This window comes from Litorivivens sp., from assembly GCF_041625495.1.
Lineage (GTDB): Bacteria > Pseudomonadota > Gammaproteobacteria > Pseudomonadales > Spongiibacteraceae > Litorivivens.
Map to the genome: position 1 here is coordinate 1 of NZ_JBFJTH010000120.1, position 11,759 is coordinate 11,759.

The following is an 11,759-nucleotide window of genomic DNA, read 5'->3' on the forward strand; positions in this document are numbered from 1 at the left end:
GCTGATGATCAAGATTAGTAAAGGTCTGGATTTGCCCATCACCGGCGCCCCGGCTCAGCAGATAGATGCTGGTCCGAAGGTGCGCACGGTGGCCGTGGTTGGATTCGACTACGTGGGTATGAAGCCGACTATGGAAGTGTCGGTAGGGGATCGGGTTAAAACCGGTCAATTGCTGTTTACCGACAAGAAAACGCCTGGGGTGCGCTATACCGCGCCGGCAACCGGTGTGATTTCGGCGATTAATCGCGGTGAACGTCGTGTGCTGCAATCTGTCGTTATTGACGTAGAGGAAGACGACTACGTTGATTTCGGGAAGGTTGACGCTGGCCAGATCGGTTCACTGGAAGAAAGCGCGCTTCGCGACAAGCTGGTGGAATCCGGTTTGTGGTGTGCGTTGCGAACCCGACCGTTCAGCAAAACGCCGGCGCTCGATGCAAAGGCCGCTGCGATTTTCGTTAATGCCATGGACACTCGACCGCTGGCAGGCGATCCGCAGGTGGTTATTGGCGAATATCGTGAAGATTTCGTCAATGGGTTGGCAGCGCTGTCGCGTCTGAGCGGTAAGGTTTTTGTCTGCAAGGCACCGGGTGCTGATATCCCCGAAGCTGCAGGCGTTACCACCGAGGAATTTGCCGGTCCGCATCCGGCAGGTCTGCCGGGCACCCACGTACACTATTTGCTGGGGGCATCCAGTAAGCAAGTCGCCTGGACAGTGGACTACCAGGACGTGATTGCCATCGGTAAGTTGCTAACTACCGGCAACCTCTGGACAGAGCGCGTAGTGGCACTGGCTGGCCCACAGGTTGATAACCCACGCTTGTTGCGTACCCGTCTTGGTGTGCATTTGGAAGAATTGGTTGCCGGGCAGGTAAAAGCTGAGGACAGCCGCATTATTTCCGGTTCTGTGTTGGGCGGCCGAACTGCACGTGGTCCCGTTGCCTATTTGGGTCGCTACCACACGCAGGTCAGTGTGTTGAAAGAAGGCACTGAGCGCGAGTTTATGGGCTGGCTGTCACCGGGCACCCAGAAACACTCCACGCTGCGCATTTATCTGTCCCAGTTTGCACCCAAGCGCCTGTTCAATTTCAACACCAACACCAACGGTAGTGAACGTGCCATGGTTCCGGTAGGCGTGTATGAAAACATTATGCCGCTGGATATTCTGCCGACCCAGTTGCTGCGTTCGCTGATTGTGGGTGACACCCAGATGGCGCAATCACTGGGAGCATTGGAGCTGGATGAAGAAGATCTGGCTCTGTGCACTTACGTGTGCCCGGGCAAGTACGAATACGGTCCGATTCTGCGTGAGAACCTCACGCGCATCGAACATGAGGGTTAATGATGGCGTTGCGTAAATTACTCGATTCTATGGAGCCGCACTTTCACAAGGGCGGCCGTTACGAGAAGTGGTACGCCCTCTATGAGGCGGTCGATACCATCTTTTATTCTCCGTCGTCGACAACCAAGACGACGGCTCACGTGCGCGATGGCATTGACCTGAAACGCATCATGATTACTGTGTGGTTCTGTACCTTCCCGGCGATGTTCTTCGGCATGTGGAACGTTGGCTATCAGGCCAACTCCATATTGCTGGAAACCGGCGCGGCCATGAACGCCGACTGGCGTACACCGTTGATCGCCGCACTGGCGGGTAACGACCCGGCGAGTTGGTGGGATAATTTCTGGTACGGCTTCTGGTACTTCGCGCCGATCTATTTTGTCACCTTTGTGGTTGGTGGCTTTTGGGAAGTGCTGTTTGCCATGAAGCGTGGCCACGAAGTTAACGAAGGTTTCTTCGTTACCTCCATACTGTTTGCCTTGACCTGTCCGCCCAGCATTCCACTTTGGATGGTGGCGCTTGGGATCACTTTCGGTGTTGTGGTTGGCAAGGAAGTGTTTGGCGGTACCGGCAAAAACTTCCTTAACCCGGCGCTGACCGGCCGTGCCTTCCTGTTCTTTGCCTACCCGGCGAGCATGAGTGGCGACGCGGTATGGACAGCCGTAGATGGCTTTACCGGCGCAACGGCACTGTCAATTGCCGCCAGCGATGGTCTGGCCGCGCTGCAGAGCAGTCTCAGCTGGTGGAATGCCTTTACCGGTTTGATGCCGGGTTCTATTGGTGAAACGTCTACTTTGGCTATCTTTATCGGCGGTGCCTTCCTATTGTGGACCCGCATCGCCTCATGGCGCATTGTTGCCGGCGTTATGCTGGGCATGATCGCGCTGTCGACTCTGTTTAACAACGTCGGTTCTACCAATCCCATGTTTGAACTGCCATGGTACTGGCATATGGTCATTGGCGGTTTTGCCTTCGGTATGATCTTTATGGCTACTGATCCTGTGTCAGCGTCTATGACCAATACCGGTAAGTGGATTTTTGGTGCATTGATTGGCGTGATGGTGGTTCTGATCCGTGTCGTAAACCCAGCCTTCCCAGAAGGCATGATGTTGGCGATTCTGTTCGCTAACCTGTTTGCGCCTCTGATCGATCACTTCGTTGTAGAAGCAAACATCAAGCGGAGGCTCGCGCGTGGCTAGTAACGACACTATCAAGAAAACGCTGCTGGTCGCCGTTGCGCTGTGTATCGTCTGCTCGTTGGTGGTATCCAGTGCAGCGGTACTGTTGAAACCAGCGCAGGTGAAAAACAAGGCGCTGGACCGCAAGAGTAATATTTTGGCGGCGGCAGGTATGCTTGAGCCAGGTCAGAGTGACGCTGAGATTGAAGAGGAATACGCCTCCAAGATCACGCCGCGTATTGTTGACCTGACAACTGGCAGATATACCGACCAGTTTGACCCGAAAAACTTTGAGCAGCGCAAAATTGCCAAAAACCCGAAAACATCAACCAATCTGAGCGATGCCGACGATCAGGCCAATATTTCGCGCCGTGAGAATTACAGCATTGTCTACCTGGTAGAGACTAACGGTCAGCTTGAAAAGATCATTCTGCCGGTTCACGGCTATGGCCTGTGGTCGACGCTGTACGGTTTTCTGGCGCTGGAATCTGACCTCAATACTGTCGCTGGCTTTGGTTTTTATGAGCATGGCGAAACCCCAGGGCTTGGCGGCGAAGTCGACAACCCCAAGTGGAAATCGCTGTGGCAGGGAAAAGAGGTTTACGACAATGGTCAGGTTGCTCTTGGCGTAGTCAAGGGTGCTGTTGACCCCGATAAAAACGGTTCCGAACATAAAGTAGACGGCCTGTCGGGCGCGACACTGACCAGTAACGGGGTCACCAACCTGGTGCAGTTCTGGATGGGTGAAATGGGATACAAACAGTTTCTGGCTAACTTGAAGTCAGGGGAGGCGTAATCGTGTCGATGAAGGAAACCCTCACGGGACCGGTATTCAACAATAACCCGATTGCCTTGCAGATTCTGGGTATTTGTAGTGCGCTGGCGGTTACCTCCAGCATGAAAGTTACCCTGGTGATGTGCGTATCGGTTATCGCTGTTACAGCCTTTTCCAGTATGGCGGTTTCAAGTATCCGCCATCATATTCCCAGCAGCATTCGAATCATCGTGCAGATGGTTATTATCGCTTCGTTGGTTATCGTGGTAGATCAGCTACTCAAGGCCTTCTTTTTCACCATCAGTAAACAGCTGTCGGTGTTTGTTGGCCTGATCATTACCAACTGTATTGTCATGGGCCGCGCTGAAGGCTTTGCCATGAAAAACGGTCCCGTTGCCAGCTTTGTTGATGGTGTGGGCAATGGTCTGGGATACAGTGTCGTGCTCCTGTTCGTCGCCTTCTTCCGTGAGCTGTTCGGCTCCGGCAGCCTTTTCGGTGTCCAGCTGCTGGAAACCGTAAACAATGGTGGCTGGTATGTGCCTAACGGCCTGATGCTGTTGCCACCCAGTGCATTCTTCCTGATTGGGTTCTTTATCTGGGCGCTGCGTGCCTGGAAAACTGACCAGGTGGAAGAGCCTGAATTCAAGATTTGCTCCAATACCCGTGCACAGGAGGCCGTGTAAATGGAATACTATCTGAGCCTCTTTATACGCTCGGTTTTTATCGAGAACATGGCCCTGGCGTTCTTCCTCGGCATGTGTACTTTCCTGGCAATTTCGAAAAAGATTCAAGCAGCCATTGGTTTGGGTATCGCTGTAATCGTGGTGTTGACCATTACGGTTCCGGTGAACAACCTGATATACACCAATCTGCTGGCCGATGGTGCTCTGGCCTGGGCCGGATACCCCGACGTCGACCTGAGTTTTCTTGGTTTGCTGAGTTATATCGGTGTAATCGCAGCCATTGTTCAGATCATGGAAATGTTTCTGGACAAATATGTGCCCGCGCTTTACAGCGCACTGGGTGTGTTTCTGCCGCTGATCACGGTTAACTGTGCCATTATGGGGGCTTCCCTGTTTATGGTAGAGCGCGACTACAACCTTGGCGAATCCGTGGTGTATGGCGCTGGCGCTGGCACAGGCTGGGCCTTGGCCATCGTTGCTCTGGCGGGAATTCGTGAGAAAATGAAATACAGTGATGTTCCCGAAGGCCTGCGTGGTCTCGGTATTACCTTCATCACCGTTGGCTTGATGTCGTTGGGCTTTATGTCCTTCGGCGGCATCGACCTGTAACCGAGAGGAGACTGACGTAGTGAATACAGTAATCATTCTCGGTGTCACCATGTTCACCGCGGTTGTATTGTCGCTGGTGGCGGTGATCCTGTTTGCCCGCTCCAGACTGGTTAGCTCGGGCAATGTGAATATCGAGATTAATGGCGAGAAGACCATCACAGTACCTGCAGGCGACAAGCTGCTCGGTACATTGGCTTCCAACAACCTGTTCCTGGCATCAGCTTGTGGCGGCGGCGGCAGCTGCGCCCAGTGCAAATGTATTGTGAGTGAAGGTGGCGGTTCGTTGCTGCCGACCGAGGAAGCACATTTTACACCGCGCGAAGCCCGTGAGGGTTGGCGCCTGTCCTGTCAGACTCCAGTCAAGCAGGATATGAAAATTGAAATCCCTGAAGAGGTCTTTGGGGTCAAGCAGTGGGAGTGTACGGTTGAATCCAACCCCAATGTGGCGACCTTTATCAAAGAACTCACACTGCGGTTGCCTGAGGGTGAGAATGTAGATTTTCGCGCCGGCGGTTACGTGCAGCTGGAATGTCCTCCGCATCTGGTGAAGTACAAGGATTTCGATATTCAGGAAGAGTATCTGGATGACTGGAAAAAGTTCGGTTTCCTGGATCTCGAATCCAAGTGCAACGAGACGACGATTCGCGCTTACTCAATGGCCAACTATCCAGAAGAGAAGGGCATCGTTAAATTCAACATTCGCTGTGCGACTCCGCATCCGAGTGACCTGACAGTCCCTCCCGGTATCATGTCTTCGTGGGTATTCAACCTGAAGCCCGGTGACAAGGTGAAGGTCTACGGTCCATTTGGTGAGTTTTTCGCCAAGAAAACCGATGCTGAAATGGTGTTTATCGGCGGTGGCGCCGGTATGGCCCCAATGCGCTCGCATATCTTTGACCAGCTCAAGCGACTCAGCAGCACCCGCAAGATTTCGTTCTGGTACGGTGCCCGCTCTATGCGCGAAGCCTTCTACGTCGAAGAGTTCGACAAGCTGGCGGAAGAGAACGAGAACTTTAAGTGGCATTTGGCGCTGTCAGATCCGCTGCCGGAAGACAACTGGAACGGCCTGAAAGGCTTTATCCACCAGGTCTTGTACGATAACTACCTGAAGGATCACCCAGCACCGGAAGACTGTGAGTTCTACATGTGCGGACCGCCCATGATGAACGCAGCTTGTATCAAAATGCTGGAAGATCTCGGTGTTGAGAAAGACAATATTCTGCTGGATGACTTCGGTGGCTGATTTGTTTTCATCGATACTGCAAAGGGCAGCCCTCGGGCTGCTCTTTTTCGTTATAGCCGGCTGCAGTCAAAAGCCGGAACTGGTCAAACTCAGCGGCGATACCATGGGTACGCGCTACAACATCAGTTTGATGGCCCCGCGGGACTTCGAGGCAGAGGCGGCACAGCAACAGCTTGATGCGTTGCTACAGGCGTTTAATCAAATAGCGTCAACTTACGAGCCGAAATCGGAAGTGAATGCGCTGTCGGCGATGACGCTAGAGGATTGGCACGATATCAGTCATACCCTGTCGGATATGCTGTTGATCAGTCTTGAGGTCAATTGGCTGACCGGCGGAGCCTTTGATGTAACGATTTCGCCGCTGGTGGAATTGTGGGGGTTCGGTGCTGAACGCCGTCGGCAACATGTGCCTTCACAGAGTGCGATCGATGCGGCGTTGGAAGAGACGGGCTTTCGGCATCTGCAGCTGGACCTGACTGAGCCTCGTATCAAGATTAAGCAACCGGTCACGGTAGACCTATCGGGTATTGCCAAAGGTTACGGCGTGGATATGGTTGCGCAGTGGCTGGAGCGCCAGGGCGTGGCGAACTACCTTGTGGAAATTGGCGGTGAAATCCGCGCCGCAGGTCAAAGTGCTCGTGGTGATGTCTGGCGTGTGGGCATTGAAAAACCTCAGGGCCTTGCCGCCGGCGTGCAACAGGCGATTCGAGTCAGTGGTGTGGGACTGGCGACATCTGGTGACTATCGCAATTATTTCGAGGATAACGGGACGCGGTACTCCCATACCCTTGATCCCAAAACCGGCTATCCGATTAAGCACCGCACCGCGTCGGTGACAGTGATTGCAGAAAACGCTGCCTATGCCGATGCCCTGGCTACCGGTTTGTTGGTGCTGGGTGGGGACAAGGCACTGAAACTCGCGGAAACTCACAATCTCGCGATTTTTGTGATTGAGAAAACCGATAGTGGCTTTGAAACCCGCTGGAGCAAAGCATTTGAACCCTACCTCGACTAGGGCGTATGGTAGAGGAGAGGTGATTGTATGAAGATGTTACTCGTTACATTTGTTGTCATGCTGTTTCTGGTGACGATTATGGCCATTGGTGTACTGATGGGGCGCAAGCCCATCAAAGGCTCCTGCGGGGGCGTTGGTAATGCGCTGGGTGACCCGGATTATATCTGCGACCTGTGCGGCAATGATCCGAAAAAGTGCGAGGAAGAAACTGAGAAGGCGGCGAAAGCGGCAGGGTCGAACGGTAATTTTTACGACGCCAGCTAAGACCTCTCCTGTGCGCAGGCGGCCAGGCCGCTGCGTCGCAGGGGAAATAGCCGGTCTCAGTTAAGCTTGTACTTTCTTTTCAGTTCCCGCAATACGTCAGCGATTTCTCCATCCATGACCCGAAAGCCTGCCACCGGCTGCGGAAAAGTGTCGCTGGCGTGTCGCTTCAATCCCTTTGAGAAGACGCCCAGATTGATCCACACATCGCCGCGGATGCAGACCGGAGAACAGCCGGAAACGCCGTAGTCTACCTTGCAGCTGGCGTAGCCTGTGTGACCCTCGGTGCGCTCTATGCTCAGTAACTCACAGTTTTCTTCCAACATGCGCTGACCCTTGCTCACCCCTTGATCGAAGTGGTAGCACATAAACTGCACATCGCGACGGCATTGGTCGAGAACTTGCCGATCAAGTGGCTGCGTCGGCAGGTAGGGCAGGGTACTGGCAAAACGAAGGGTGTCATTGAACTGACAGCGCGGCGCGCGCAATACCAGCAAGGCCCAGTCGTCGATTTCATCGCTGTTCCAGCTCAGGCGGGGGCTAGCGGCAATTTCCTCCGGGTTTACCCAGCTGCCATCGGGGAGTTCTACCTCAATATCTGCGCGATTTGCGAGTCGGCTGAAGCGCTGGTCAAGCACGCTGTGACCAGCAGTTGATGCGATCCAGTAGCAATCTCCCCCGGCGATCAGCGTGGCGTTACTAAAGGATTCGCGACCGTTGCTTTTTACACGGCGCAATCGGGTGAACACGGCAGGATCGACGGGAGCTTCCACGACAGAGATACGTCGCCGCCGGGTGTTTTCAGAGGCGCTCTCAAGTGTCAGGTAGATTTGCTCGAAGCGTGTCTGCTCGGTGTCACCCAGGTTGATGGTGCTGGCGTAGCTGGCACCGCTTGCGCTCAGCGCCAGTACGCAAAGCAGCAGGAGACGGCGATAGCTGGAGTTATTGCCAGAGCGCACGACGCTTCTCATAGGTTTCCCGACACAGTGCAACGTCGGCCAGGAACTTAGGAAGCTCACTGAGCAACATAGCCTGTGGCCCGTCGACCAATGCTTTCGGCGGTGCTGGGTGAAAGTCCACGAGAATCATATTAGCACCGGCGATCACGCCCTGGGCGGTAGCGTGGCAGATATCCATGACTCCGTCGGGGCTCAGGTCGCGAGTACCAACCGAGTGTGACGGATCGATACACACCGGCATGCGTGTCAGTCGTTTCACCACGGGAATATGGGAAAAATCCACCATATTGCGGTGCGGTGCGCCGAAATCGCTTTTCATGCCGCGCAGGCAGAATATAACCTGGGTATTGCCCTCGCTGGCGAGGTATTCCGCAGCATTCAACGATTCATTCAGGGTGATACCAAAACCGCGTTTCAACAGGGCTGGATAGCGTTGCTGGCGCCCAATGGCTTTTAGCAGTTCAAAATTCTGAGTGTTGCGCGTGCCAATTTGAAGAATGACCCCGGTTGGGCGGCCACATTTTTCCAGGCAGGTATCAATTTCTTCAATATGAGACTCATGGGTGACTTCCATCGCAATCGCAGCAATATTGTGCTTTCCGGCCAGTTCAAATACGTACGGAAGGCAACCCTTGCCATGCCCCTGGAATGCGTAGGGATTGGTGCGCGGCTTGTATGCACCCATACGGGTGCAGCGCTGGCCGTTGTCGGCCAGTGTCTTCATCATAATATCGACGTGCTCGGGATTATCCACTGCGCACAAGCCTGCGAAAACGTGCAGCGTGTCCTGACCGAAGCGCAGCCCTTGGTAATCAAAGCCGCTGATTCGTTGGTCGTCGTGATGGCGTCCGAGGATGCGATACTCTTCGGAGATGCGGATGACACGCTCAACTGCGGGCAATGCTTCCATGTCAGCCGTATCTAGTGGCTTGGTTTCGCCGATCAGATAGATTTCTGTCAGTTGCTGTTGCTGGCCCTGAACCACGTGTTCTTTAACCGTCACGCCGGGCAGCGCATTGAGGTGGAGTAGCGTGGCTTTGTATTCATCTGACTGATGGTCAATGTCCGGGTGCAGTATTAACAGCATGCGTTAGCCTCCAGTAATCATTGAGTGAATGCCGGTTTTTCGGGCATTGGTTCTGCTGCCCCTGAAGTTCGCGTATGATGGGCGGCACTCTTGCAGCACTCTTTGCAAACTACTATAAGCCAAATACACGATCACGCGCCAATGGCCCAGACTTCTTCTCTGCTTTATTCCCTACGGATCGGCTTACGCTACTTTTTCTCTCGGCGCCGAGACCGCTTTCTCTCCCTGGTATCCTGGATATCACTGCTGGGCATGGCGGTGGGTATTACCTCGCTGATCGTGGTGATGTCCGTTATGAACGGGTTCGAGGCAGAGCTTCGTGGCCGGGTGCTGTCGCTGGTGCCTCATGGTTTTGTCGATGGCCCTGAGCGCCGTCTTGATGACTGGCAGTCGCTGGCAGCTCAACTTCGTAAGCAGGCGGGCATTGTTGGTGTGTCGCCGTATGTCGGAACCGCCGCGATGTTGATGCGCGGCGACCGTCTGCGCGGTATCGAACTGTTGGGAATTGATCCGCAGGCAGAGACAGCGGTGTCGGCCATACATGATCAGCTGGTGGCAGGGCGATATCTGGAAAATCCCGACTTTGAAATTCTGTTAGGTGATATTCTCGCCAGGCATCTACAGGTGACCGTAGGCGATAATGTTACGGCGGTATTGCCAATGGTCACGGTCACCCCGCTGGGCATCTATCCTCGTGAAAAAGTCTTGCAGGTCGTTGGTTTATTCAGTGCAGGTGCCGATATCGACGGCAATACCGCGTTCGTACACCTTCGAGATGGGCAGCGCCTGCTGCGTTTGGGGAATGCAGTGAATGGCCTGCGGGTCGAGTTTGACGACCTGTTTGCTGCGCCACAGCGCCTGGCTGCGTTGTCAGGGCAGATGCCAGACGGCACACAAACTCGTTCCTGGGCCGAAACACAGGGCAGTCTTTTTCAGGCGGTGAAAATGGAAAAGAAGATGATCCGCCTGCTTTTGTTTTTTATTGTGGTGATTGCTGCCTTCAATATCATTTCTATCTTAACAATGGCGGTTTCACAGCGGCGCACGGCCGTAGCCGTGTTACGCACAATGGGTGCAACACCGGGAATGGTCATTGGTATTTTTCTCTGTTATGGATTGATGACAGCCTTGTTGGGTATCAGTCTTGGCGGCCTGCTGGGGGTACCGTTGGCGATGAATGTGTCGGAGATTATCGGCTGGCTGGAATCCTTTGCAGGGATCAAGGTCTTTAACCCGGATGTCTACTTTATCAGCGCAATTCCCTCTGAATTCCGCTGGGTAGATTTTACCGGCATTGTTGTTGCGGCTTTTGTGCTGAGCTTGTTGGCGACGCTTTATCCGGCCTGGCAGTCGGCGCGCATTCAGCCCGCTGAAGCGCTGCGTTATGAGTAATTTGCGCGATGAATGAAAAAACTGGGGAATCAATCGTGAACGTGCTGACCTGTCGTGAGCTGCACAAGGAATTTAAGCAGGGGCCTGAGCTGGTGCGCGTGCTTGATGGCGTGGACTTGACGGTAGCGCCCGGCGAGCTGCTGGCGATTGTCGGGCAGTCCGGTTCAGGCAAAACGACTTTGTTACAGTTGCTCGGTGGTTTAGATAAACCAACGTCTGGACAGGTTCATGTGATGGGCGAACCGATTGCAGAATTGTCGGAAAAGGCGCGTTCTGCACTGCGTAATCGCGCACTGGGTTTTGTCTATCAGTTTCACCATCTATTGCCAGAATTCAGCGCTTTGGAAAACGTGGCCATGCCACTGTTAATACGAGGCATGAGCATGCGTGAGGCACAAGCGAAAGCCGCGCCGCTACTCGAACGTGTGGGCCTGTCCCAGCGCTTGAAACACCGTCCGGCAGCGCTCTCAGGCGGCGAACGGCAGCGTGTGGCGATTGCGCGGGCCTTAGTGGGAGAACCCGGTTGCGTGTTGATGGATGAACCCACGGGTAACCTGGATGCCGATAATGCAGCGTCAGTTCAGGCGCTGCTGCTTGAACTGAATGCCTCGGTTAACACCAGTTTTGTGATTGTGACGCATGACCTAACGATGGCCCAGAAAATGGGAACGGTTTACCGGATCGACCACGGTCGATTGTCGCGGGAGCGCTGATATCGTGTGGCGCTTTATTGGAATTCGTTACAGTCTTGATCGCAATGCTGACCATCTGCTCGCGTTTTTGTCGCGTCTTTCCACTGCGGGATTGGTGCTGGGCGTTGCCTTGCTGATTGTTGTGCTGTCGGTGATGAATGGCTTTGACCGGGAAATGCGCGAGCGCATTCTGTCGCTGGTGCCTCACATCACCATCATTCCCTGGTCAAACACAGAAGACTGGCAGGCACTCGCCAGCACGGCTCAACGTCAGCCCGGTGTTGCGGCGGTAGCGCCGTATATTGAATTGCAGGCCATGCTAGCGAAAGGGCGAAGCATGGAGCCTGCATTGATCTATGGTGTTGACGCCGAGATGGAAAAGGGCGCTTCCGGTCTGGCGCGCTTTGTTGATCTGGACGCGTTAAAAGCGGGCGGAGAGTATCCCGCGATCATTCTGGGGCGCGCGCTGGCAGATAATCTCGGTGTAGACGTTGGAGATAAAGTAAATGTGGTGCTTCCGGCAAGC

The 11,759-nt window shown here is 54.2% G+C and carries 13 protein-coding genes; 11 read left to right on the forward strand and 2 right to left on the reverse strand.

Annotated elements, in window-relative coordinates; translation table 11 throughout:
* Positions 1–4: 4 nt before the first annotated feature.
* Genes ABYP39_RS13345 through nqrM form a run of 8 tightly spaced genes read left to right on the forward strand, consistent with a single transcriptional unit; the run spans position 5 to position 7,106 of the window.
* Positions 5–1,339: a Na(+)-translocating NADH-quinone reductase subunit A gene (locus ABYP39_RS13345; RefSeq protein WP_372782995.1), complete on the forward strand. Its 1,335-nt coding sequence runs from the start codon at positions 5–7 to the stop codon at positions 1,337–1,339.
* Positions 1,340–1,341: 2 nt separating this feature from the next.
* Positions 1,342–2,538 (forward strand): NADH:ubiquinone reductase (Na(+)-transporting) subunit B, encoded by a 1,197-nt coding sequence (locus ABYP39_RS13350; RefSeq protein ID WP_372749458.1) that lies wholly within the window; start codon positions 1,342–1,344, stop codon positions 2,536–2,538.
* Positions 2,531–3,313: a Na(+)-translocating NADH-quinone reductase subunit C gene (locus tag ABYP39_RS13355; RefSeq protein ID WP_372782983.1), complete on the forward strand. Its 783-nt coding sequence runs from the start codon at positions 2,531–2,533 to the stop codon at positions 3,311–3,313. The genes ABYP39_RS13350 and ABYP39_RS13355 overlap by 8 nt, the downstream gene beginning before the upstream one ends.
* 8 nt (positions 3,314–3,321) lie before the next feature.
* Positions 3,322–3,975, forward strand: coding sequence for an NADH:ubiquinone reductase (Na(+)-transporting) subunit D (locus tag ABYP39_RS13360; protein WP_372782997.1), 654 nt, complete (start codon positions 3,322–3,324; stop codon positions 3,973–3,975).
* The gene (nqrE, locus tag ABYP39_RS13365; RefSeq protein ID WP_372760975.1) at positions 3,976–4,584 is read left to right on the forward strand and encodes an NADH:ubiquinone reductase (Na(+)-transporting) subunit E; all 609 of its coding nucleotides are present in this window, start codon (positions 3,976–3,978) and stop codon (positions 4,582–4,584) included.
* Positions 4,585–4,633: 49 nt separating this feature from the next.
* Positions 4,634–5,827 (forward strand): NADH:ubiquinone reductase (Na(+)-transporting) subunit F, encoded by a 1,194-nt coding sequence (nqrF, locus tag ABYP39_RS13370; RefSeq protein WP_372750407.1) that lies wholly within the window; start codon positions 4,634–4,636, stop codon positions 5,825–5,827.
* Positions 5,820–6,842 carry an FAD:protein FMN transferase gene (locus ABYP39_RS13375; RefSeq protein WP_372782985.1) on the forward strand — a complete coding sequence of 341 codons (1,023 nt, stop codon included), beginning with the start codon at positions 5,820–5,822 and terminating at the stop codon, positions 6,840–6,842. The genes nqrF and ABYP39_RS13375 overlap by 8 nt, the downstream gene beginning before the upstream one ends.
* A gap of 27 nt (positions 6,843–6,869) precedes the next feature.
* Positions 6,870–7,106: a (Na+)-NQR maturation NqrM gene (nqrM, locus tag ABYP39_RS13380; RefSeq protein WP_372748925.1), complete on the forward strand. Its 237-nt coding sequence runs from the start codon at positions 6,870–6,872 to the stop codon at positions 7,104–7,106.
* A 56-nt stretch (positions 7,107–7,162) separates the two neighbouring features.
* On the opposite strand, the gene ABYP39_RS13385 is transcribed toward nqrM, so the two are convergent.
* Positions 7,163–8,074 (reverse strand): hypothetical protein, encoded by a 912-nt coding sequence (locus ABYP39_RS13385; protein ID WP_372782987.1) that lies wholly within the window; start codon positions 8,072–8,074, stop codon positions 7,163–7,165.
* On the reverse strand, positions 8,046–9,149 hold the full coding sequence (locus ABYP39_RS13390; RefSeq protein ID WP_372748927.1) for a 3-deoxy-7-phosphoheptulonate synthase: 1,104 nt from the start codon (positions 9,147–9,149) through the stop codon (positions 8,046–8,048). The genes ABYP39_RS13385 and ABYP39_RS13390 overlap by 29 nt, the downstream gene beginning before the upstream one ends.
* A gap of 141 nt (positions 9,150–9,290) precedes the next feature.
* Here ABYP39_RS13390 and ABYP39_RS13395 point away from each other — a divergent pair, with 141 nt between their 5' ends.
* From ABYP39_RS13395 to ABYP39_RS13405, 3 genes are all read left to right on the forward strand, one after another.
* On the forward strand, positions 9,291–10,541 hold the full coding sequence (locus tag ABYP39_RS13395) for a lipoprotein-releasing ABC transporter permease subunit (RefSeq protein ID WP_372782989.1): 1,251 nt from the start codon (positions 9,291–9,293) through the stop codon (positions 10,539–10,541).
* Between the two features lie 8 nt (positions 10,542–10,549).
* Positions 10,550–11,254: a lipoprotein-releasing ABC transporter ATP-binding protein LolD gene (gene lolD, locus ABYP39_RS13400; protein ID WP_372782991.1), complete on the forward strand. Its 705-nt coding sequence runs from the start codon at positions 10,550–10,552 to the stop codon at positions 11,252–11,254.
* 4 nt (positions 11,255–11,258) lie between these two features.
* Positions 11,259–11,759 (forward strand): ABC transporter permease (locus ABYP39_RS13405; protein ID WP_372782993.1); only part of this gene is annotated, 501 nt, incomplete at its 3' end.

What these genes read in the sequence shown, in the direction of transcription:
- lolD (WP_372782991.1), top strand. Translation starts at nt 10,550, where the DNA reads ATGAATGAAAAAACTGGGGAATCAATCGTGAACGTGCTGACCTGTCGT.
- ABYP39_RS13360 (WP_372782997.1), top strand. Translation starts at nt 3,322, where the DNA reads ATGAAGGAAACCCTCACGGGACCGGTATTCAACAATAACCCGATTGCC.
- ABYP39_RS13395 (WP_372782989.1), top strand. Translation starts at nt 9,291, where the DNA reads ATGGCCCAGACTTCTTCTCTGCTTTATTCCCTACGGATCGGCTTACGC.
- nqrM (WP_372748925.1), top strand. Translation starts at nt 6,870, where the DNA reads ATGAAGATGTTACTCGTTACATTTGTTGTCATGCTGTTTCTGGTGACG.
- nqrE (WP_372760975.1), top strand. Translation starts at nt 3,976, where the DNA reads ATGGAATACTATCTGAGCCTCTTTATACGCTCGGTTTTTATCGAGAAC.
- ABYP39_RS13345 (WP_372782995.1), top strand. Translation starts at nt 5, where the DNA reads ATGATCAAGATTAGTAAAGGTCTGGATTTGCCCATCACCGGCGCCCCG.
- ABYP39_RS13385 (WP_372782987.1), bottom strand. Translation starts at nt 8,074, where the DNA reads ATGAGAAGCGTCGTGCGCTCTGGCAATAACTCCAGCTATCGCCGTCTC.
- ABYP39_RS13350 (WP_372749458.1), top strand. Translation starts at nt 1,342, where the DNA reads ATGGCGTTGCGTAAATTACTCGATTCTATGGAGCCGCACTTTCACAAG.
- nqrF (WP_372750407.1), top strand. Translation starts at nt 4,634, where the DNA reads ATGTTCACCGCGGTTGTATTGTCGCTGGTGGCGGTGATCCTGTTTGCC.
- ABYP39_RS13390 (WP_372748927.1), bottom strand. Translation starts at nt 9,149, where the DNA reads ATGCTGTTAATACTGCACCCGGACATTGACCATCAGTCAGATGAATAC.